Here is a 19,761-nt window from a genome sequence, read left to right on the forward strand (position 1 = left end):
TGAATGATGGCTCAAATGACAGTACAAATCGTTACTCCGGACGGTCTCGTTTATGACCACCATGCTGCATTTGTTTCCGTAAAGACCATTGATGGAGAGTTGGGGATTTTACCTCGTCACATCAATACCATAGCTGTTTTAGAAGTAGATCAGGTCAAGGTACGCCGGGTCGATGATGATAAACATATCGACTGGGTAGCAGTCAATGGCGGAATCATTGAAATTGCAGATAATGTCATTACGATTGTGGCGGACTCAGCTGAGCGTGAGCGAGATATTGATATCAGCCGGGCTGAGCGAGCTAAACTTCGAGCTGAGCAAGAAATCGAAGAAGCACACGACAAGCACTTGATTGACCAAGAGCGCCGGGCTAAGATTGCTCTGCAACGGGCGATTAACCGGATTAACGTTGGAAGCAAATAAAAAGGAATCCAAATTTTGGATTCCTTTTTGTGTGGATCTATTGTTAACGAGCGATTGGTTGTTTGTTTTCGTCTAATGTAAATCCTTCCCCTAAAATCTCGTGAGCCTCTGTAATTGTGATAAAGGCATGAGGATCAATTCGATGGATAATTTCTTTCATCTGTTGCATTTCATTTCGAGCTAAGACGCAGTAGATGACTTTGTAGTCTTGCTTTGTGTAGTAACCAGTACCATTTAGCAAGGTCACACCTCGATCAAGTTCCTCAACAACAGCCTGTGCTAATTCTTCAGATTTTCCAGTAACGACTAAGAAACCTTTACCAGCATAACCACCTTCGGCGATCAGATCAATAACACGGGAAGCAATAAAGACAAATACTAGTGTATAAGTTACAAGACGCAAGTCTTTAAAGACAATCACGACTAAGAAAAGAACAAAGAAGTCAACGGCAAACATGAGTTTTCCGATAGAAATATGGGTGTATTTATTTAAAATTCGAGCAATAATATCGGAACCTCCGGTTGTTCCACCGGCGTTGAAAATGATTCCTAGTCCGGCTCCGAGGATGATACCAGCTATCAAAGACACAATGACCAAGTCTCCGTCTAAATCTACTACAAAGGGAATTTTTTCAAAAATGGCCAGCCAAGCAGATACAGAGAATGTTCCTATCAGGCTGTAGAAGAAAGATTGTTTCCCCAGAATCTTCCAAGCAAAGAAGAAGAGAGGGAAGTTGATCACTAGGTTCATAACGGAAACCGGAAGTTTAAATAAATAGTAGGTAATGAGGGTAACCCCAGTGACTCCACCTTCAAATAAATGATTGGGAATAGCTAAATAATTGATCCCAAAAGAAAAAAGACCTGCACCAAATATAATCCAAAGTATGTTTTTTAATCTCAGCATAAGAATCTCCTCCAAAAAATTTCCTTTTTATATTGTATCAAATGTTTCTAACTTATGTAATGAATTTAATGATTTTTTTTGATAAAATAGTAAAAGAATTGTAAAAAAATAGAACGAGTATTGCTTTCTGGCAGTAAGGAGTCTGTAAGTTTCTTGTGTTTGCATACAAACTAGAGAAAAGACGAACGGACTGCCAAGTATATAAGAGCATTATAGGAGCATTCCTTGCTCTATAAGCATAGAAAAGGAACGTATGAAAAGAGGATTATTAGTTTCGCTAGAAGGACCGGATGGAGCTGGGAAATCTAGCGTTTTAGAAGCTTTAGTACCGATATTAGAAGCCAAAGGGCATCAGGTAGTGACAACTAGAGAGCCTGGTGGAGTCCCAATTTCAGAGGCTATTCGAGAAGTAATATTGGACCAGAATAATACAGAGATGGATGGGAAGACAGAACTTTTACTTTATATTGCCAGTCGTAGACAGCATTTGATAGAAAAAGTGCTTCCTGCCTTAGAAGCTGGTAAATTAGTTATCATGGATCGCTTCATTGATAGTTCTGTTGCCTATCAAGGTTTTGGTCGTGGTTTAGATGTGGCAGATATTGAATGGCTCAATCAATTTGCAACGGATGGTCTTAAGCCAGATCTAACCTTGTATTTTGATTTAGATGTCGAAGAAGGTCTTGCTCGCATCGCTAAAAATAAGAATCGTGAGGTCAACCGTCTTGACTTAGAGGGACTGGAAATGCATCAACGAGTCCGTCAGGGTTATCTCTATAGCTTGGAAAAGGATCCAGAACGCCTAGTTAAAATTGATGCCAGCCAGGCTTTGGAAGATGTTGTAAAAGATAGCCTAGCTGTCTTAAACCAGCATTTAAATAGTAAATCATGAACATTAATGAATTAAAGGAACTTCAACCTAAAATTGTTGATCGTTTTGAACGAATTCTAGAGCAAGATAAGCTGAACCATGCTTATCTTTTTACAGGAAATTTTGCCAGCTTTGATCTGGCCCAGAAATTAGCTCAGAGCCGTTTCTGTCAGAATAAGATGGGTGTTTGGCCATGTGGTGAATGCCGGTCTTGTCGACTGATTGCTGAGGAAGATTTTTCAGATGTTACAGTGGTTCGCCCACAAAATCAAATCATCAAGACAGAACGTATACGAGAGCTACTCAAGAATTTTTCACAGAGCGGAGTAGAAGGTAATGAGCAGGTATTTATCATTTGTGAGGCAGAAAAAATGCACCTGAATGCAGCAAATTCTCTCTTAAAAATGATAGAAGAACCTCAAAGTGAGGTATATATTTTCCTTCTGACCAGTGATGAAAATTTGATCTTACCTACGATTAAAAGTCGGACTCAGGTCTTTCATTTCCCAAAAAATGAAGATTATTTGGTAGCGAAATTGGAAGAGTCTGGCTTGCTTAAGGACCAGGCGCAGCTTCTTGTAGCTTATAGCCAGACTTTGGAGGAAGCTCAAAACTTGCAGACTAGCAAATCCTTCTTTGATGTAACACAAGTCTGTCAGCGCTTTGTTGATCTTTGTCTTGCTAAGAATGATTTGGCCTTTTTACAGGTTGCTAGATTAAGCAGTTTGGCTGATGATAAAGAAAAACAGGACCAGATTTTTAGGATTCTAGAGATTTTATTTTCTCAACATATAGAGAAAGAAAGTGGTCGGACTTCTTTAGATAGATTGTTTCAATCTCGAAAAATGTGGCGGGCAAATGTGAGTTTCCAAAATGCTTTGGAATATATGATCATACAGCCAGCAAAGCGTAGCTAAGGAGAAAAATAGATATGGATAAAAGAGAAATATTTGACGCTTTAGATGATTTTTCACAAAATCTAATGCTAACTCTGGCTGAAGTAGAAGCAATTAAAAAAAATCTAAAGAGTGTTATTGAGGAAAATACAGTTCTGCGCTTGGAGAATGACAAGCTAAGAGAACGACTCGGAGAAGTGGAAAAAACAGGACCAAGTAAAGGTGGCGGTCAAGGACGCGAGAATCTTGAACGGATTTATTTGGATGGTTTTCATATATGCACAGACTTCTATGGTCAAAGACGAGATAATGACGAAGAAGAATGCGCCTTTTGTAATGAATTATTGTTCAGGGAGTAGCCATGCAAATTCAGAGAAGTTTTAAAGATACGTCATCCTATGGTAAGCTCTATCTGGTGGCGACTCCGATTGGTAACCTGCAGGATACTAGCACTCGTATGTTAGAAACTCTTGAGAAAGTGGATTATATTGCGGCAGAGGATACACGTAATACTGGTCGCTTGTTGGATTATTTCGATATTTCGACCAAGCTAATCAGTTTTCATGACCACAATTCCAGAGCCAGGATCCCAGAAATCATTGCTCTTTTAAAAGAAGGTCATGATCTTGCCCAGGTATCAGATGCAGGTCTCCCCTGTATTTCGGATCCAGGCCACGACTTGGTAAAAGCTGCCATTGCAGAAAACATCATTGTCGTATCAGTGCCAGGTCCCTCTGCCGGAATTTCAGCTCTGATTGCTAGTGGTTTGGCTCCTCAACCCCACATTTTTTTTGGTTTTCTTCCTAGAAAAAAAGGCCAGCAAAAAGAATTTTTTGAAAGCAAGAAGGCTTATCCCGAGACGCAGATTTTTTATGAATCCCCCCATCGGGTCAAGTCGACTTTGGAAAATATGCTGGAAGTTTATGGAGACAGACAGGTAGTTCTAGTTCGCGAGTTGACAAAGATTTATGAAGAATACCAGCGGGGACTGATATCTGAATTACTGGAAGCCATTGGTGATGAGCCACTCAAGGGTGAGTGCCTACTGATTGTAGACGGTGCTAGTGAGGAGAAAGCTGATAAATCAGAAGAGGAATTATTGGCTGAAATTGATTTTCTCATTGAAACCGGCAGTCAAAAAAGCAAGGCTATCAAAGAAGTTGCGAAAAAATATGGTTTGAATAAGAGTGACTTGTACTCAACCTATCACCAGTAATCATACAAGTGACTGAGAGCTAAAAGACAAGAAAGGGACTAAAAAAGTTGACTTATTATAAAATGATCTATCATTCTCCTTTGGGTCCTCTTTCTTTGGTTGCGGATGAAAGCGGACTGAGAGGTGCTTGGTTTGTTGGTCAGAAATATTTTGAGCGTGGTCTAAGTGGACAAGTAATTGAAGCAAGCAATCCCTTTCTCGAGCAGACTGCTCAGCTTCTTGATGCCTACTTTGCTAGTCAGGATGTAGATTTCTCAAGTTTGACTTTAGCAGATGCAGGGACTGATTTTCAAAAGCGCGTTTGGAACTATTTGAGTCAGATTCCTAAAGGGCAGACGGTGACTTATGGGCAAATTGCCAGAGACCTTGATGTTGCTTCTGCTCAAGCGGTCGGAGGAGCTGTTGGTCGGAATCCATTTTCCGTTATCATTCCCTGCCATCGCGTTTTGGGAAGTCAAGGACAAATGACAGGATATGCTGGTGGTTTAGATAAAAAGCTCTGGCTTTTAAACCATGAAGCAAGAGAGATTGATAGAAAAAAATTGAGGTGAACTATGTTACAATTTATCGAATACCCAAAATGCTCTACCTGCCGTAAGGCCAAGGCTGAGCTCAATCAATTAGGAGTGGACTTTGAAGCGGTAGATATTGTCCAAAATACACCTAGCCGGGACCAACTTCTAGACTGGATCCAGAATTCTGATTTTGAGATCAAGTCCTTTTTCAATACCAGCGGACTCAAATACCGTGAACTAGGACTCAAAGAAAAAGTTCCACATATGACAGCTCAGGAAGCTGCAGATTTATTATCAACAGACGGTATGCTGATTAAACGACCGCTCTTGGTTCGAGATAACCAAATCTTGCAGATTGGCTACCGGAAGGCGTATGAAGAGTTGGGGCTGTGAGAAGATAAGGCTTGATAAAAAGGCTATTATATTCATCTGTAGTCAAATAGAACGACAAAATGAAATAGAGAACATCCAATTGTGTTAGATAATAAAAAAACAGACTGAAATCAAGAAATAGGAAAGATTTAGTCACAAGTAAAGAGGCGAATGGATTGGAAGCCTCTTTTTTTCTAACATAGAATTTTTTACCAGTTTGTTGAAGTTGTGGATAAGGCTTCTAAACAATTTCATTTGATATTTTGTAAGATGATCTTCCACCTTGCCGGGAAAGTGATGTCGAAAAACATATGTAGGTAGGTAAGTAAGCCCAAGAATTTTTGGGTCTATATTATTAAAGATGAGGAAGAATTATAATGCTTCTATTTTTTAAAATATGATATAGATCTTTTAGAGAAGGTTAGTGAAAAAATATTATATTTATGTGAATTAGTTGTTGATTTAGATACAAATCAAATTGTACACCTTGATTTTCTTAATAGGTAGGAAAATATGTTTAAAATAATAAAGAAAGAGTATAATCAGCAAGAGGAGTTAATATATAAAACAGATACAAAGGAATTAATAGCTACTCCAACAATAACTAGCGATATTACTTTTAGTTTTATATATTTATTTTTAGGTTTTAATTCAGAAAATATGGAATCCACCCAACTTTGGGGGTATCATAACGACTTTTCTTGGTTAAAAACAAGTTTGGTGCCTCCTAAATCTGATAAAGGTGTTATTGTTGTTACAGATAATGATATTAATGGGGGAGATAGTTTTCGCATTGACTATGCTTACAATTGGGAAACATATTATGATGTGCAATCGGGTTGGCTTAAAATTGGCTCTAAAATTTTAAGGGAAGATCTTAACCATGTTGAATTTTTCAGAAATACTATTGCTGGTATTGATGGGCATGGCAATATCCAAGAATTTTGGCTCAAACCTAAATTTAAATGATTTGAAACTAATATAGTGTTTCCTAGAATATAGGTTTCTTTGTGACGAATATTTGATCCTCTATTTTGAACTAGTTGACAGGTTTGTCTTGGTTACAGACTGGTATCTATACTTTTATTTTCAAAGATTATGATTTCTTTTTGATTGATGATGAAGAAGAACTGTAAACCTTTAAATAGTGAAGAACTTCTTCTTGATGGAAATAGGTATAAGGAGTATCAAGTGGGATGGAAAAAATAAATTCCAGTCCCATCAACAGGAAATCTGCATTGAAAAGAGAAATATTTAGGAAAGAATATACAAGATGTCATGATTTTTCTTTTAGAGAATGTGGTTCAAGTAGATTGTATAATCGAATCTGGGTTAGAAAGCGTGTCAGTAGAAGCTCCTAATGACATTAAAAAGCTTTTCATGATATAATAAATCTATCTCAATCTTAGAAAGAAGAATCATGGTTTTATCAAAAAAACGGGCTCGTCATGTGATTGAAGAGATTATTGCTCTCTTCCCTGACGCTAAGCCTAGTCTGGATTTTCGCAATCACTTTGAGCTTTTGGTTGCGGTCATGCTGTCGGCTCAGACGACAGATGCTGCGGTCAATAAGGTAACGCCGGCTCTGTTTGAAGCCTATCCAAGTCCTCAAGACATGGCTATGGCTGGTGAAGCAGACATTGCTAAATATATCTCCCGCCTAGGGCTCTATCGCAACAAGGCCAAGTTTTTGAAGAAATGTGCTCAGCAGCTTTTGGACGACTTTGACGGCCAAGTACCACAAACGCGGGCAGAATTGGAAAGTCTAGCGGGAGTCGGCCGCAAAACGGCCAATGTTGTCATGAGTGTGGGATTTGGCATTCCAGCTTTTGCTGTCGATACCCATGTGGAGCGGATTTGCAAGCACCATGATATCGTTAAAAAGTCCGCAACGCCACTTGAAGTAGAAAAGCGAGTAATGGATGTTCTCCCACCGGAACGTTGGCTGCCTGCCCATCAGGCCATGATTTACTTTGGCCGGGCCATCTGCCATCCTAAAAATCCTGAGTGCGATCACTATCCGCAACTCTATAACTTTAAAGACATTTAAAAGAGAGTGGGACAGAAATCGGTAATTCGTTAGAATTCGATTTCATTGTCCCACCTCCGCACAGTTGAGTAGGGCTGTAAAAGCTGATGAAATCAGCGTAGTAGAGCCCACTCAACCACTGCGTCTTGCTCGACAATCCAAAGACAATTGAGAGGCTAGGACTTTTGTCCCAGCCTCTTCTTATTCACTAAATCTTAAAAAATAACCATCTGGATCCAAAATTGCAAACTCATGAGGGTAGATAAAGTTATCTCCCACTCGAAATTCTCTTTTTGTCAGCGGACGATAGATGGGATAGTCAGCTTCCAGCAGTTTTTGGTGGAGCTGAGGAACATCCTCAATGCCAAAGGAAATATTGACACCACGTCCGAAAGGATAGGCCAGATGGGCTAATTCTTCTGTGCTGCCTTCTTCTAGCATAAGTTGGCAGTCTTCAAGTGAGAGGAAGAGAAATTTCTCCTCTGGACGTTCGTATTCGACAGAGAATCCCAGCAAGTCACAGTAGAAGTGGCGCGACTTTTCGATGTTGGATACCACAAATTCGGGAATGACGGCTTGATAGTCCATTCGTTTTCTCCTTAGAGTTCAATCTCCATGACAATGGGTGTGTGGTCTTGGCGCGCACCGGAGTCAATCATATCAGATTTGGTCACCTTGTCAGCCACGCGGTTGCTGGTCAGCCAGTAGTCGATTCTCCAGCCTGTGTTGTTAATTTTAGAAGTCTTGCTACGTTGTGCCCACCAAGTATATTGGTTAGGGATATCGCCGTGTAAATGGCGGAAGGTATCGGTAAAGCCTTTAGCCAGCAGGTTGGTGAAGCCAGCGCGCTCTTCATCGGTAAATCCTGGTGAACGGCGGTTGCTAGCTGGATTGGCCAGGTCGATTTCCTTGTGGGCCACATTGTAGTCGCCAGTAGCGAGGACTGGTTTTTGTTGATCTAGTGTTGCCAAGTATTCAGCGTATTTGGCATCCCAGACTTGACGGTCATCCAAGCGTTTGAGGCCATCGCCAGCATTAGGTGTATAAACCTGAGTGACGAAGAAGTCGTCAAATTCCAGCGTAATGATGCGTCCTTCGACATCCATGGTTGATGGAGCACCGATTTCTGGGAAGGTTACGGTTGGCGTCAGTTCTTTTTTGTAGAGGAACATGGTTCCTGCATAGCCCTTGCGAGCCGGCTCTTGGGAGGAACGCCAAGTGTTTTCGTAGCTTGGGAAAAGATTTGTCAAAATTTCCAAGTGTTTTTTTGTCGGACCTGTCGCAGATAGTTTTGTTTCCTGAATGGCGATAATATCTGCATTTTCTGTTTGCAAGGTCTGAAGGACGGCTTGAGAGAGCTGAGCGCGGGCAGAATCACTGGTCAATGCAGCGTTGAGAGAGTCAATATTCCAAGAAATGAGTTTCATAAAATTTCCTTTTCTAGTAGAAGTTTGCTGAGTTTATTATAACAAAATTTAGAACTGATTTATAGCAAAGTGATTTCAAGAAGCTTGGGAAGTAAGAAAGATTTTCTATATTTATGTTTTGAGTCAGACCAGTCAGAAAAATGGGGTTTCGCTTGCATCTTCTAGCACTAGCAAGTCAAGCGGGTCTGTCTGGAACGAAACAGCTAACTCATCGTCGAATAAAGAGGCGTAAAAAAACTAAATCCACCTTATCACCAAATAATCTTGTTCAAATTAATATTATAAAGTCTATTGGCAAAACAGAGGAATGGCTGGTGGAAAGGCTGTCTAAAGACGGCTATACTGATATTTTGAATACCTTCATCGCGGAGTATGAGAGTCGGAATTTGAATGTTGTGACCTATTAAACCTAGAATAATTTCTGGTTTTTTAATTATATTTACTGTGGGTGACTGTCTTTTCTCAAACCTTGCAAAATATGGTATAATGAGGTGTTATCAAAAAAGGTTTCATTAGCCTTGAAAGGATTAAAAAATGACTGAAAAACAATCGTTTTATATTACAACCCCTATCTACTATCCGAGTGGTAAACTCCATATCGGGTCTGCTTATACAACTATTGCCTGTGATGTTCTGGCTCGCTACAAGCGTCTCATGGGCTACGATGTTTTCTATTTGACGGGTCTAGATGAGCACGGTCAAAAGATTCAGCAGAAAGCTGAAGAAGCCGGAGTTACACCACAGGCATATGTTGATGGAATGGCAGTTGGGGTCAAGGAACTCTGGAAATTGTTAGACATTTCTTACGATAAATTTATCCGGACAACTGATGACTACCATGAAAAAGTAGTAGCGCAAGTCTTTGAACGCTTACTTGCTCAAGATGATATCTACTTGGGTGAATACTCTGGTTGGTATTCAGTTTCAGATGAAGAATTCTTTACAGAAAGTCAGCTTGCGGAAGTTTTCCGTGATGAAGCTGGAAATGTAACGGGCGGTATCGCTCCATCAGGTCACGAGGTGGAATGGGTTTCAGAAGAGTCTTACTTCCTTCGCCTCAGCAAGTACCAAAATCGTTTGGTCGAATTTTTCAAATCACATCCTGACTTCATCACTCCTGATGGTCGTCTCAATGAAATGTTGAAAAACTTTATCGAGCCAGGTTTGGAAGATTTAGCGGTATCACGTACAACCTTTACCTGGGGTGTACCAGTCCCATCAAATCCAAAACACGTTGTCTACGTTTGGTTTGATGCTCTGCTCAACTATGTGACAGCTCTTGGCTACGATCAAGAAGAACACGCTAACTTTGATAAGTTCTGGAATGGAACAGTCTTCCACATGGTCGGAAAAGACATTCTTCGTTTCCACTCAATCTACTGGCCAATCCTTCTCATGATGTTGGATATCAAATTGCCAGAACGTTTGATTGGGCATGGATGGTTTGTCATGAAAGACGGCAAGATGTCTAAGTCTAAAGGGAATGTTGTTTACCCTGAAATGTTGATAGAGCGTTTTGGTCTCGATCCACTTCGTTACTACCTCATGCGTAGCCTTCCGGTTGGTTCAGACGGAACCTTCACTCCGGAAGACTATGTAGGACGTATCAACTATGAATTGGCAAATGACCTCGGAAACCTCCTTAACCGTACGGTTTCCATGATTAACAAGTACTTTGATGGGCAGATTCCTGCCTACGTAGAAGGTGTGACAGACTTTGATAATGCACTTGCTGACGTTGCAGAACAATCAATCGCTGACTACCACACCTACATGGAAGCAGTTGACTATCCACGTGCGCTTGAGGCAGTCTGGACTCTTATCTCACGTACCAACAAATACATCGATGAGACAGCACCTTGGGTCTTAGCTAAGGATGAAGCGCATCGTGACCAATTGGCAAGTGTTATGAGTCACTTAGCAGCTAGTCTTCGCGTCGTAGCCCACTTGATTGAGCCATTTATGATGGAAACTAGTCGTGCAGTTTTGACTCAACTTGGTCTAGCAGAAGTTTCTAGCCTTGAAAACTTAAGTTTAGCTGATTTCCCTACAAATGTCACTGTAGTTGCTAAAGGAACACCAATCTTCCCACGTCTCGATATGGAAGAAGAAATTGCCTATATTAAAGAACAAATGGAAGGCAACAAACCTGCACTTGAAAAAGAATGGAATCCAGAGGAAGTCGAGCTCAAACTCAACCGCAAGGAAATCAAATTTGACGACTTCGATAAGGTTGAAATTCGTGTCGCAGAAGTCAAAGAAGTTTCTAAAGTAGAAGGTTCTGATAAATTGCTTCAATTCCGCTTGGATGCTGGAGATGGTGAAGACCGTCAAATCCTCTCAGGAATTGCTAAGTACTATCCAAACGAACAAGAATTGGTCGGCAAGAAAGTACAAATCGTTGCCAACCTCAAACCACGTAAGATGATGAAAAAATATATCAGTCAAGGGATGATCCTATCAGCTGAACATGGTGACCAACTGACTCTTCTTACTGTGGATGAGAAGGTCCCAAATGGAAGTTTGATTGGATAGAAAGATTGAGTACTAACTGATACTTGTCTTATCTATTGTGGATATAAGAAAGACCGCGAAGGCGGTCTTTTATTCTCTTCCCAGATATAATAAGTTTTCTATACTAGAAGATATTTCTTTGATTAGGTCGGTTTCATCCTAGGATTTTACCAAGATGAAGAATTAAGGTATACTAGGTGTAAGATTTTTTATTGGAGGTATGAGTAATGATAAAAAAATGGGACAGAAAAACAGTCTTAACCTTACTATATAGTTTTGTAGCACTGGCTTTAGCGGTGACAGTTTGTTTTCTTCTTATGTCTAAGTTTAGTCATAAGGAGCAGCCAAAACAAGCGAGTTCTTCTACATCAGTTTCGACATCTAAGTCTGACAGCTCAGAGCAAAAAGTTAGTATTTCAGGTGAATATGTAGCGAATACGGGTGATAAAGCTAAAATTGACGGTGGCAATAAGGAATGGAAGATTAATTACCAAACTCCTGATGGTGCTGTTTCAGCAGAATTTACGACAGAATGGAAATCTGAAGGAGAAACTTTAATAGCGACTGATAAGATGAGAAAGTCAGATGGCAATAGCGACTTTACCATTACTGTCCGTATTTTCAAGTATAAGACCGCCAAGCAACCTCTCATAACGATTACCATGTCAGACGGCAATCCTGCCCATGAAATGGTTTTTGCCAATCAAAAAGATTTTTTTGAACCGAGCGATGAGAATGGTGAAGGAACACAGACTACAGAATAAATTGATTGAGAGATAGAATTACGAGAGAAGATTTAATTTGTGTTGGTGGAAAAGTGAATAACACTAAGCTCCTCTCACCTAATTCTCATTCTAGCAGTCAATTTCCTACCCTAAATGTTCGGTCTGGGAATACGGGATATCTAATTGCTCTATTAAAAATTGGATTTCCTAATCTTTATGGAGACCTTTCAGATTCAAGTAAAGCTAGATTGGCACTGGGGCAAAACATTGGAAATATTCCTGCTAATCAGTATTATTATAGACAATAGAAGAGTAAAAGACGAGAAGGGAGTATAACTCTATTCTCGTTTTTTTAGTTAACAAAACAAAAAAATGTTTGAAATAAACAGAAATATGTGGATAAAATGAGAAAAATGAGTTATAATGAACAAAACCAAGCTAGAGAGGATGGAGTATGGGTAAGAATCAAAGACAAGATGAAATTCTTAAATTTGTGGATCGAGCTGGGACTGTAACGGTTGCTGAGATCATGGTGACCATGAAGGTTTCCGATATGACAGTTCGTCGTGATTTGATAGAGTTAGAAAACCAAGGAAAGCTTACGCGAGTATTTGGTGGGGCGAAGAGTAATAAGGTGCAACAATATCGAGAGCTGCCACATGAAGAAAAGCTTTTTAAAAATATTGAGGCCAAGCGAACTGTTGCCAAGAAAGCTGTCCAACTTATCGAGGAGGGAGACACTATCTTTCTAGGTCCTGGAACATCGGTAGAGGTGCTAGCTGAGGAAATATCAAATCAACATCTGCGCGTGATTACGAATTGCTTGCCTATTTTTAACGATCTACTCAAGAAAAAATCAGATACCTTTAAAGTTTTTCTGTTAGGTGGAGAAATGCGTGATGCTACTCAAGCTTTTGTCGGTGAAATGACCAATGCTCTTATGGATCGTATGTATTTTAGTAAGATGTTTTTCAGTGGAAATGGCATCAAAGATGGTCAAATTATGACATCTTCCTTTGAGGAAGCTTATACTCAGAAGCTAGCATTAGAACGTTCGAAAGAAAGCTATCTTCTTATCGATTCATCTAAAGTTGGCAAGGAGGACTTTACGGCTATCTGCTCCTTATCGGAGATAACAGCCTTAATCACGGATCAGACTTCAGAAGCTGTTCAGGGAGAGTTGGAAGTTTATACAAAAGTAATTTTCTAGTTTAACCTAATTTAATAAACAGTTAGTCAAAAGCTCTTCAAAGGGCTTTTTTTGTTTATTTTAATCAACAGGTAGAATTTCTATGAAAAAAACAAACAAATAATGTTGACAAAAAACGATAATTTTAGTATATTGTTAATATATTAAAAGAAAGCGTTTTACTGAAATTCTTTCTTGTAGATCAAACAAAGGAGAATGCTCATGGCAATTATTATTGGAGCAGATGGTGCTGGAAATAAGCTAAAAGATGTGGTTAAGGACTTTCTCATTGGAGAAAACTTTGAAGTAGTCGATGTGACAGAAGAGGGCAAGGATTTTGTTGATGTGACATTGGCGGTTGCGGCTGAGGTGAACAAAGAAGAACAAAATCTTGGTATCGTGATTGATGCTTATGGGGCTGGTCCATTCATGGTAGCGACCAAAATCAAAGGTATGGTTGCGGCAGAAGTCTCAGACGAACGCTCTGCTTACATGACTCGTGGTCACAACAACTCTCGTATGATCACAATGGGAGCTGAAATTGTTGGAGAAGGCCTGGCTAAGAATATTGCCAAAGGTTTTGTCAATGGTAAATACGACGGCGGACGTCACCAAATCCGGGTCGACATGCTCAACAAAATGTGCTAAGAAAAGGAGAAGTCAAATGAAAATTGCAATCGGATGTGACCATATCGTTACCAATGAAAAAATGGCGGTTTCAGATTTTTTGAAATCAAAAGGCTATGAAGTCCTTGACTTTGGTACTTATGACCATACACGGACTCACTACCCAATCTTTGGTAAAAAAGTAGGGGAAGCAGTAACTAGCGGTCAAGCTGATCTTGGGGTATGTATCTGTGGTACTGGTGTTGGTATCAACAATGCTGTCAATAAAGTTCCTGGTGTCCGTTCTGCCTTAGTTCGTGATATGACAACAGCTCTTTACGCTAAAGAAGAACTTAATGCCAATGTTATTGGTTTTGGTGGTAAAATCACCGGTGAATTGCTCATGTGCGATATAATTGAAGCTTTCATCAATGCTGAATACAAACCATCAGAAGAAAACAAAAAATTGATTGCGAAAATTGAGCACGTTGAAACTCACAATGCTCATCAAGCAGATGCAAACTTCTTTACAGAATTCCTTGAAAAATGGGATCGCGGTGAATACCACGACTAAGAGGTGACGCATGATTTTAACAGTCACAATGAATCCATCCATCGATATTTCCTATCCTTTGGATGAATTGAAAATTGACACTGTCAACCGTGTGGTGGACGTGACAAAGACAGCTGGTGGTAAAGGACTCAATGTTACACGAGTTCTTTCAGAATTTGGTGATTCTGTTGCTGCTACTGGTTTAGTTGGGGGTAAACTTGGTGAGTTTTTAGTAGAGCATATCGACGATAAAGTAAGGAAACGTTTCTTCTCAATTCAAGGAGAGACTCGTAACTGTATCGCTATTCTCCACGGAGATAACCAAACAGAAATCCTTGAAAAAGGGCCTGAAGTTCTGGAACAAGAAGGTCAAGATTTCTTGGCTCATTTCGAGAATCTCCTTGACACTGTGGAAGTAGTTGCTATCTCAGGTAGTCTCCCAGCTGGGCTTCCAGTTGATTATTATGCGAGCTTGGTAGAGCTTGCTAATCAAGGAGGGAAACCAGTAGTCTTGGACTGTTCAGGTGCAGCTCTTCAAGCAGTTCTTGAATCACCACACAAACCAGCAGTAATCAAACCGAATAACGAAGAATTGTCTCAGCTTCTTGGGAAAGAAGTTTCTGAGGATTTGGATGAATTAAAAGAAGTTCTTCAAGAGCCTCTATTTGCAGGGATTGAGTGGATTATCGTTTCACTTGGAGCAAATGGTGCTTTTGCAAAACATGGTGACACTTTCTACAAGGTGGATATCCCTAGAATTCAGGTAGTTAATCCTGTTGGATCTGGAGATTCTACTGTCGCAGGTATTTCATCAGGACTTCTTCATAAGGAATCTGATCAAGAACTTCTCATCAAGGCCAATGTCCTTGGTATGCTCAATGCTCAAGAAAAAATGACAGGTCATGTGAATATGGCCAACTATCAAGCCCTATATGATCAATTATTAGTAAAAGAGGTATAAAATGGCTTTAACAGAACAAAAACGCAAATATATGGAAAAACTTTCTGATGAGAATGGGATCATCTCAGCTCTTGCCTTTGACCAACGTGGTGCTTTGAAACGCCTCATGGCTCAATACCAAACAGAAGAACCAACAGTCGCTCAAATGGAAGAACTCAAAGTCTTGGTTGCAGATGAATTGACAAAATACGCTTCATCTATGCTCCTTGACCCAGAGTATGGACTTCCAGCTACAAAAGCGCTTGATGCCAATGCTGGTCTTCTCCTTGCTTATGAGAAAACTGGCTACGACACAACAAGCACCAAACGCTTGCCAGACTGCTTGGATGTTTGGTCTGCAAAACGCATCAAAGAACAAGGCGCAGATGCTGTTAAGTTCTTGCTTTACTATGACGTAGACAGTTCTGACGAACTCAACCAACAAAAACAAGCCTACATCGAACGCATTGGTTCTGAATGTGTGGCAGAAGACATTCCTTTCTTCCTTGAAATCCTCGCTTACGATGAAAAAATTGCTGACGCAGGTTCTGCAGAATACGCCAAAGTAAAACCACACAAGGTTATCGGTGCCATGAAGGTCTTCTCAGACCCACGTTTCAACATCGATGTCTTGAAAGTGGAAGTTCCAGTCAACGTCAAATACGTTGAAGGCTTTGGCGATGGTGAAATCGTTCATACACGTGAAGAAGCAGCAGCCTTCTTCAAAGCACAAGATGAAGCGACTAACTTGCCATATATTTACTTGAGTGCGGGTGTATCAGCTAAACTCTTCCAAGAAACCCTTGTCTTTGCCCACGAATCAGGCGCAAACTTCAACGGTGTTCTTTGTGGCCGTGCAACTTGGGCTGGATCAGTTGAAGCTTACATCAAAGATGGTGAAGCAGCAGCTCGTGAATGGCTTCGTACTGAAGGACGTCAAAACATTGAAGAATTAAATCAAGTTTTAAAGAGCAGTGCAACCTCTTGGAAATAGAATCATAGATTATATTTTAAAGAGAAAATCAATATATGTCTTAGCATAATTTGTAGGCTTTTATTTATAAATAGTAGATTGATTTTATATTGAGATAAAGATATATTAAATATAGAAAGGGGTGAAGTATTATGGGACTTAATCAATTGTTTGATAAGAACTTGGTCTTCTGCCTACAAGCAGATAATCAAGAACATCTTTTTAATCAAGTCGCTAACCTTCTTGAAGAAAGAAAGATTGTAACTCCTTCTTATAGGACTGCATTAATCGAGAGAGAAAAGTCATTTCCAACTGGATTGGACATGGAGTTTCTAGGAAAAGACTTACCGAATGTAGCAATCCCTCATACAGATATTGAACATAACTTAGCTGAAAAAGTTGTTGTAGTACGCTTAAATCAAGCTGTGACTTTTCACAACATGATAGCACCTGATAAAGAAGTAGAAGTTTCACTTTTGTTCTTTATCATTAACAATTCAAGTTCTAGTCAGACGAATATTCTGGCACAATTGATGGATTTCTTTACTAAGAATGGAAATTTAGATAATTTATCTAAGTTGGCAAATGAAGATGAATTATATGACTATATAACAAAAGAAATCGGATAAAATAATCAAGAAAATATATAAAACGGAGGAAATCCAAATGATTAAAATTTTAGCAGCCTGTGGGGCTGGTGTTAATTCAAGTCACCAAATTAAGAATGCGGTAGAAGAAGAATTATCTAACCGTGGTTATGATGTTCGCTGTGATGCAGTGATGGTTAAAGATGTCAATGAAGATTTGATTAAAGGCTATGATATTTTCACACCAATTGCTGCGACAGATTTAGGTTTTGATCCTGGTATTCCAGTTGTAGAAGCTGGACCAATCTTGTTCAGAATTCCAGCAATGAGCGCTCCAGTGTTTGATAATATTGAAGCAGCCATCAAAGAGCATGGCCTGAGTTAATTTTTTTAAAGTGTATGAAAGCGCTGTCTAAAGAGTGCGCTGGAGTTCTCATATTATAAACAATATATAAATTAATATAAATCGGGAGGATTTATTATGGATGGCATTATTAAATTAGCCAACGATATTTTTAAGCCAATTTTGGCGATGGGTGGTCCAATCATCATGTTAATCATTTTGACGGTCCTAGCCCTCTTGTTTGGGGTTAAATTCTCCAAAGCCCTCGAAGGTGGTATTAAATTAGCGATCGCCTTGACAGGTATTGGTGCAATTATTGGAATGTTGAATGGAGCTTTTTCATCTTCATTAGAAAAATTTGTAACCAATACAGGGATTCAACTTAATATTACAGACGTAGGTTGGGCACCACTTGCAACGATTACTTGGGGTTCTGCTTGGACTCTGTATTTCTTGCTTGTTATGTTGATCGTCAATGTCGTGATGCTATTGATGAAGAAAACAGATACACTCGATGTAGATATCTTCGACATCTGGCACTTGTCAATCACAGGTCTCTTGATTAAATGGTATGCAGATAAAAACGGAGTAAGTCAAGGTGTTTCTCTTTTTGTAGCAACTCTTGCAGTCGTACTAGTAGGAATCATGAAGATTATCAACTCTGACTTGATGAAACCAACTTTTGACGACCTCCTAAATGCTCCAAGTTCATCTCCAATGACCTCTACTCACATGAACTACATGATGAACCCTATTATCATGGTGTTGGATAAGATCTTTGATAAATTCTTCCCTGGACTTGATAAATATGACTTTGATGCCGCTAAACTAAATAAGAAAATTGGTTTCTGGGGTTCTAAATTCTTTATTGGTTTCCTTCTTGGTATTGTAATCGGAATTATGGGAACACCACATCCAGAAGCGAATGTGGAAGACTTAAAAACATGGGAATTGGTTATTAAATCTTGGTTGAGCCTTGGTTTAACAGCTGGTGTCTCCTTGGAATTGTTCTCGTTAATCGGTTCATGGTTCATTGCAGCGGTAGAACCACTTTCACAAGGTATTACAAACGTTGCTACTAAACGCCTTCAAGGACGTAAATTCAATATCGGTCTTGACTGGCCTTTCATCGCTGGTCGTGCTGAAATCTGGGCTTGTGCTAATGTACTTGCACCAATCATGTTGATCGAAGCAGTGCTTCTTTCTAAAGTTGGTAATGGTATCTTGCCACTTGCTGGTATCATTGCGATGGGTGTAACTCCAGCTCTCTTGGTTGTTACTCGTGGTAAATTGATCCGTATGATTGTTTTTGGAAGTCTTCTCTTGCCACTCTTCCTTCTTTCAGGAACTCTGATTGCTCCATTTGCAACTGAGTTGGCTAAGAGTGTTGATGCCTTCCCTAAAGGGGTAGCTTCTACTCAATTGATTACTCACTCAACTCTTGAAGGTCCAGTTGAAAAACTCTTGGGTTGGACAATTGGTAACGCAACAACCGGCGATATTAAAGCTATTCTTGGTGTTGTAGCCTTCCTTGTATTCTATATCGGTATCTTTGCTTGGTACAGAAAACAAATGATCAAACGTAATGAAGAGTACGTAGCTCAAGGTAAAAACTAATAGGTAGTTCTTTTGAGAAAAGAATGAAAACATAATAAGTTTGTTTATTCTTAGATAGAAATAGATTAAATTGAAGATAGAAGAGACCTAAAATCAAGGGAATAATGAATATGAACTTGCTGACGGTCTCTTTCTAAATAGAATTGACTAGTTAGCTTCTAGATTTTTATGAGCTGTCTTAGTATGATAATCTTGAATAGGACACTAGTAATTTATTCTTATATTTTGTCCCCCTCCCATTTCTGTTTATCAGATTTGGGATTTTTTATTTGCAATCAGACCTTCAAGAAGACAAAAGATTGTTTTATTTCACTTCTTTTAGCTTAGTTTATGCATAGAGTTTTTAATAAATAAATTGGTTTAAGATGTTTTTATACTTATTTAAAGATAATTGGTAAAAATAGAGATGTTATTCCTTATTTTTTCTTGAATATGTAAGAACCATTAAGTTTGTTTAGAGAACCCTTGTTTATTTTCATCATTTTTTAAAAAGATATGATGAAAATAAACAAGAAAGTGTTGACAATAAACTAAATATGGTGTATAGTATGAGTATAAGAAACAGATGGTGTTTTTTATAAACAATAATCTGTGCAAAAAATCAAACAAAGGAGAATGCTCATGGCAATTATTATTGGTGCAGACGCTGCTGGAAATAAGCTAAAAGATGTAGTTAAGGACTTTCTCATTGGAGAAAACTTTGAAGTAGTCGATGTGACAGAAGAGGGCAAGGATTTTGTTGATGTGACCCTTGCAGTTGCGGCTGAGGTGAACAAACAAGAGGAAAATCTAGGTATCGTGATTGATGCTTATGGAGCTGGTCCGTTCATGGTAGCGACTAAAATCAAAGGCATGGTTGCAGCAGAAGTAACAGATGAACGTTCTGCTTATATGACTCGTGGTCACAACAACTCTCGTATGATCACAATGGGAGCTGAAATTGTTGGAGAAGGCCTGGCTAAGAATATTGCTAAAGGCTTTGTCAATGGTAAATACGACGGCGGACGTCACCAAATCCGAGTCGACATGCTCAACAAGATGTGCTAAGAAAAGGAGAA

General features: G+C 39.3%; 24 protein-coding genes. 21 read left to right on the plus strand and 3 right to left on the minus strand.

From position 1 onward, the window contains the following. Positions 1-3 precede the first annotated feature (3 nt). Positions 4-423 carry a F0F1 ATP synthase subunit epsilon gene (locus O3640_RS09340; protein ID WP_008809476.1) on the plus strand — a complete coding sequence of 140 codons (420 nt, stop codon included), beginning with the start codon at positions 4-6 and terminating at the stop codon, positions 421-423. Positions 424-466: 43 nt separating this feature from the next. Here O3640_RS09340 and O3640_RS09345 read toward each other — a convergent pair whose 3' ends face one another. Further along, a complete protein-coding gene (locus tag O3640_RS09345; protein WP_046165304.1) occupies positions 467-1,330 on the minus strand; it encodes a YitT family protein in 864 nt (287 codons plus the stop codon). Between the two features lie 253 nt (positions 1,331-1,583). On the opposite strand from O3640_RS09345, the gene tmk reads away from it, so the two are divergent. The 8 genes from tmk to nth all read left to right on the plus strand — a co-directional run bounded on the left by tmk (position 1,584) and on the right by nth (position 7,250). Continuing rightward, positions 1,584-2,222 (plus strand): dTMP kinase, encoded by a 639-nt coding sequence (gene tmk / locus O3640_RS09350; RefSeq protein ID WP_061596231.1) that lies wholly within the window; start codon positions 1,584-1,586, stop codon positions 2,220-2,222. Next, positions 2,219-3,118 (plus strand): DNA polymerase III subunit delta', encoded by a 900-nt coding sequence (locus tag O3640_RS09355; protein WP_082307475.1) that lies wholly within the window; start codon positions 2,219-2,221, stop codon positions 3,116-3,118. The genes tmk and O3640_RS09355 overlap by 4 nt, the downstream gene beginning before the upstream one ends. Positions 3,119-3,132: 14 nt before the next feature. After that, a complete protein-coding gene (yabA, locus tag O3640_RS09360) occupies positions 3,133-3,456 on the plus strand; it encodes a DNA replication initiation control protein YabA (protein WP_008809472.1) in 324 nt (107 codons plus the stop codon). Positions 3,457-3,458: 2 nt separating this feature from the next. Then, on the plus strand, positions 3,459-4,313 hold the full coding sequence (rsmI, locus tag O3640_RS09365) for a 16S rRNA (cytidine(1402)-2'-O)-methyltransferase (RefSeq protein ID WP_061602155.1): 855 nt from the start codon (positions 3,459-3,461) through the stop codon (positions 4,311-4,313). A 47-nt stretch (positions 4,314-4,360) separates the two neighbouring features. Then, the gene (locus O3640_RS09370) at positions 4,361-4,864 is read left to right on the plus strand and encodes a methylated-DNA--[protein]-cysteine S-methyltransferase (RefSeq protein ID WP_082307476.1); all 504 of its coding nucleotides are present in this window, start codon (positions 4,361-4,363) and stop codon (positions 4,862-4,864) included. 3 nt (positions 4,865-4,867) lie between these two features. Next, positions 4,868-5,221: an arsenate reductase family protein gene (locus tag O3640_RS09375; protein WP_008809469.1), complete on the plus strand. Its 354-nt coding sequence runs from the start codon at positions 4,868-4,870 to the stop codon at positions 5,219-5,221. 492 nt (positions 5,222-5,713) lie between these two features. Next, on the plus strand, positions 5,714-6,169 hold the full coding sequence (locus tag O3640_RS09380; RefSeq protein ID WP_082307477.1) for a hypothetical protein: 456 nt from the start codon (positions 5,714-5,716) through the stop codon (positions 6,167-6,169). A gap of 451 nt (positions 6,170-6,620) precedes the next feature. Beyond that, the gene (nth, locus tag O3640_RS09385) at positions 6,621-7,250 is read left to right on the plus strand and encodes an endonuclease III (protein WP_045773167.1); all 630 of its coding nucleotides are present in this window, start codon (positions 6,621-6,623) and stop codon (positions 7,248-7,250) included. 180 nt (positions 7,251-7,430) lie between these two features. Here the strand turns inward: nth and O3640_RS09390 are convergent, their stop codons facing one another. After that, entirely contained in the window at positions 7,431-7,817 is a 387-nt protein-coding gene (locus O3640_RS09390; RefSeq protein WP_045773168.1) for a VOC family protein, read from the minus strand. An 11-nt stretch (positions 7,818-7,828) separates the two neighbouring features. After that, positions 7,829-8,656, minus strand: coding sequence for an exodeoxyribonuclease III (locus tag O3640_RS09395; RefSeq protein WP_045773169.1), 828 nt, complete (start codon positions 8,654-8,656; stop codon positions 7,829-7,831). A gap of 140 nt (positions 8,657-8,796) precedes the next feature. Here O3640_RS09395 and O3640_RS09400 point away from each other — a divergent pair, with 140 nt between their 5' ends. The 12 genes from O3640_RS09400 to lacA (O3640_RS09455) all read left to right on the plus strand — a co-directional run bounded on the left by O3640_RS09400 (position 8,797) and on the right by lacA (O3640_RS09455) (position 19,750). Next, positions 8,797-9,063 carry a YetF domain-containing protein gene (locus tag O3640_RS09400; protein WP_052702425.1) on the plus strand — a complete coding sequence of 89 codons (267 nt, stop codon included), beginning with the start codon at positions 8,797-8,799 and terminating at the stop codon, positions 9,061-9,063. A 127-nt stretch (positions 9,064-9,190) separates the two neighbouring features. Further along, positions 9,191-11,191: a methionine--tRNA ligase gene (gene metG, locus O3640_RS09405; RefSeq protein WP_082307479.1), complete on the plus strand. Its 2,001-nt coding sequence runs from the start codon at positions 9,191-9,193 to the stop codon at positions 11,189-11,191. 206 nt (positions 11,192-11,397) lie between these two features. Then, positions 11,398-11,934: a hypothetical protein gene (locus tag O3640_RS09410; protein ID WP_082307480.1), complete on the plus strand. Its 537-nt coding sequence runs from the start codon at positions 11,398-11,400 to the stop codon at positions 11,932-11,934. Between the two features lie 415 nt (positions 11,935-12,349). After that, positions 12,350-13,105, plus strand: a complete 756-nt coding sequence (locus tag O3640_RS09415) for a DeoR/GlpR family DNA-binding transcription regulator (protein ID WP_082307481.1) — start codon at positions 12,350-12,352, stop codon at positions 13,103-13,105. 201 nt (positions 13,106-13,306) lie between these two features. Continuing rightward, positions 13,307-13,732 carry a galactose-6-phosphate isomerase subunit LacA gene (gene lacA, locus O3640_RS09420; protein ID WP_082307482.1) on the plus strand — a complete coding sequence of 142 codons (426 nt, stop codon included), beginning with the start codon at positions 13,307-13,309 and terminating at the stop codon, positions 13,730-13,732. 16 nt (positions 13,733-13,748) lie between these two features. Continuing rightward, the gene (gene lacB / locus O3640_RS09425) at positions 13,749-14,264 is read left to right on the plus strand and encodes a galactose-6-phosphate isomerase subunit LacB (RefSeq protein ID WP_008809451.1); all 516 of its coding nucleotides are present in this window, start codon (positions 13,749-13,751) and stop codon (positions 14,262-14,264) included. Between the two features lie 10 nt (positions 14,265-14,274). After that, the gene (locus tag O3640_RS09430) at positions 14,275-15,204 is read left to right on the plus strand and encodes a tagatose-6-phosphate kinase (protein ID WP_082307483.1); all 930 of its coding nucleotides are present in this window, start codon (positions 14,275-14,277) and stop codon (positions 15,202-15,204) included. Between the two features lies 1 nt (position 15,205). Further along, positions 15,206-16,177: a tagatose-bisphosphate aldolase gene (gene lacD, locus O3640_RS09435; protein ID WP_061593518.1), complete on the plus strand. Its 972-nt coding sequence runs from the start codon at positions 15,206-15,208 to the stop codon at positions 16,175-16,177. 131 nt (positions 16,178-16,308) lie between these two features. Beyond that, entirely contained in the window at positions 16,309-16,785 is a 477-nt protein-coding gene (locus tag O3640_RS09440; protein ID WP_008809455.1) for a PTS sugar transporter subunit IIA, read from the plus strand. 37 nt (positions 16,786-16,822) lie between these two features. Continuing rightward, entirely contained in the window at positions 16,823-17,128 is a 306-nt protein-coding gene (locus tag O3640_RS09445; protein ID WP_008809454.1) for a PTS sugar transporter subunit IIB, read from the plus strand. Between the two features lie 96 nt (positions 17,129-17,224). Continuing rightward, a complete protein-coding gene (locus tag O3640_RS09450) occupies positions 17,225-18,703 on the plus strand; it encodes a PTS galactitol transporter subunit IIC (protein WP_008809453.1) in 1,479 nt (492 codons plus the stop codon). Positions 18,704-19,324: 621 nt separating this feature from the next. Continuing rightward, entirely contained in the window at positions 19,325-19,750 is a 426-nt protein-coding gene (gene lacA, locus O3640_RS09455; protein WP_061583036.1) for a galactose-6-phosphate isomerase subunit LacA, read from the plus strand. Positions 19,751-19,761 lie beyond the last annotated feature (11 nt).

The organism is Streptococcus sp. 27098_8_75 (genome assembly GCF_041432475.1).
Lineage (GTDB): Bacteria > Bacillota > Bacilli > Lactobacillales > Streptococcaceae > Streptococcus > Streptococcus gordonii.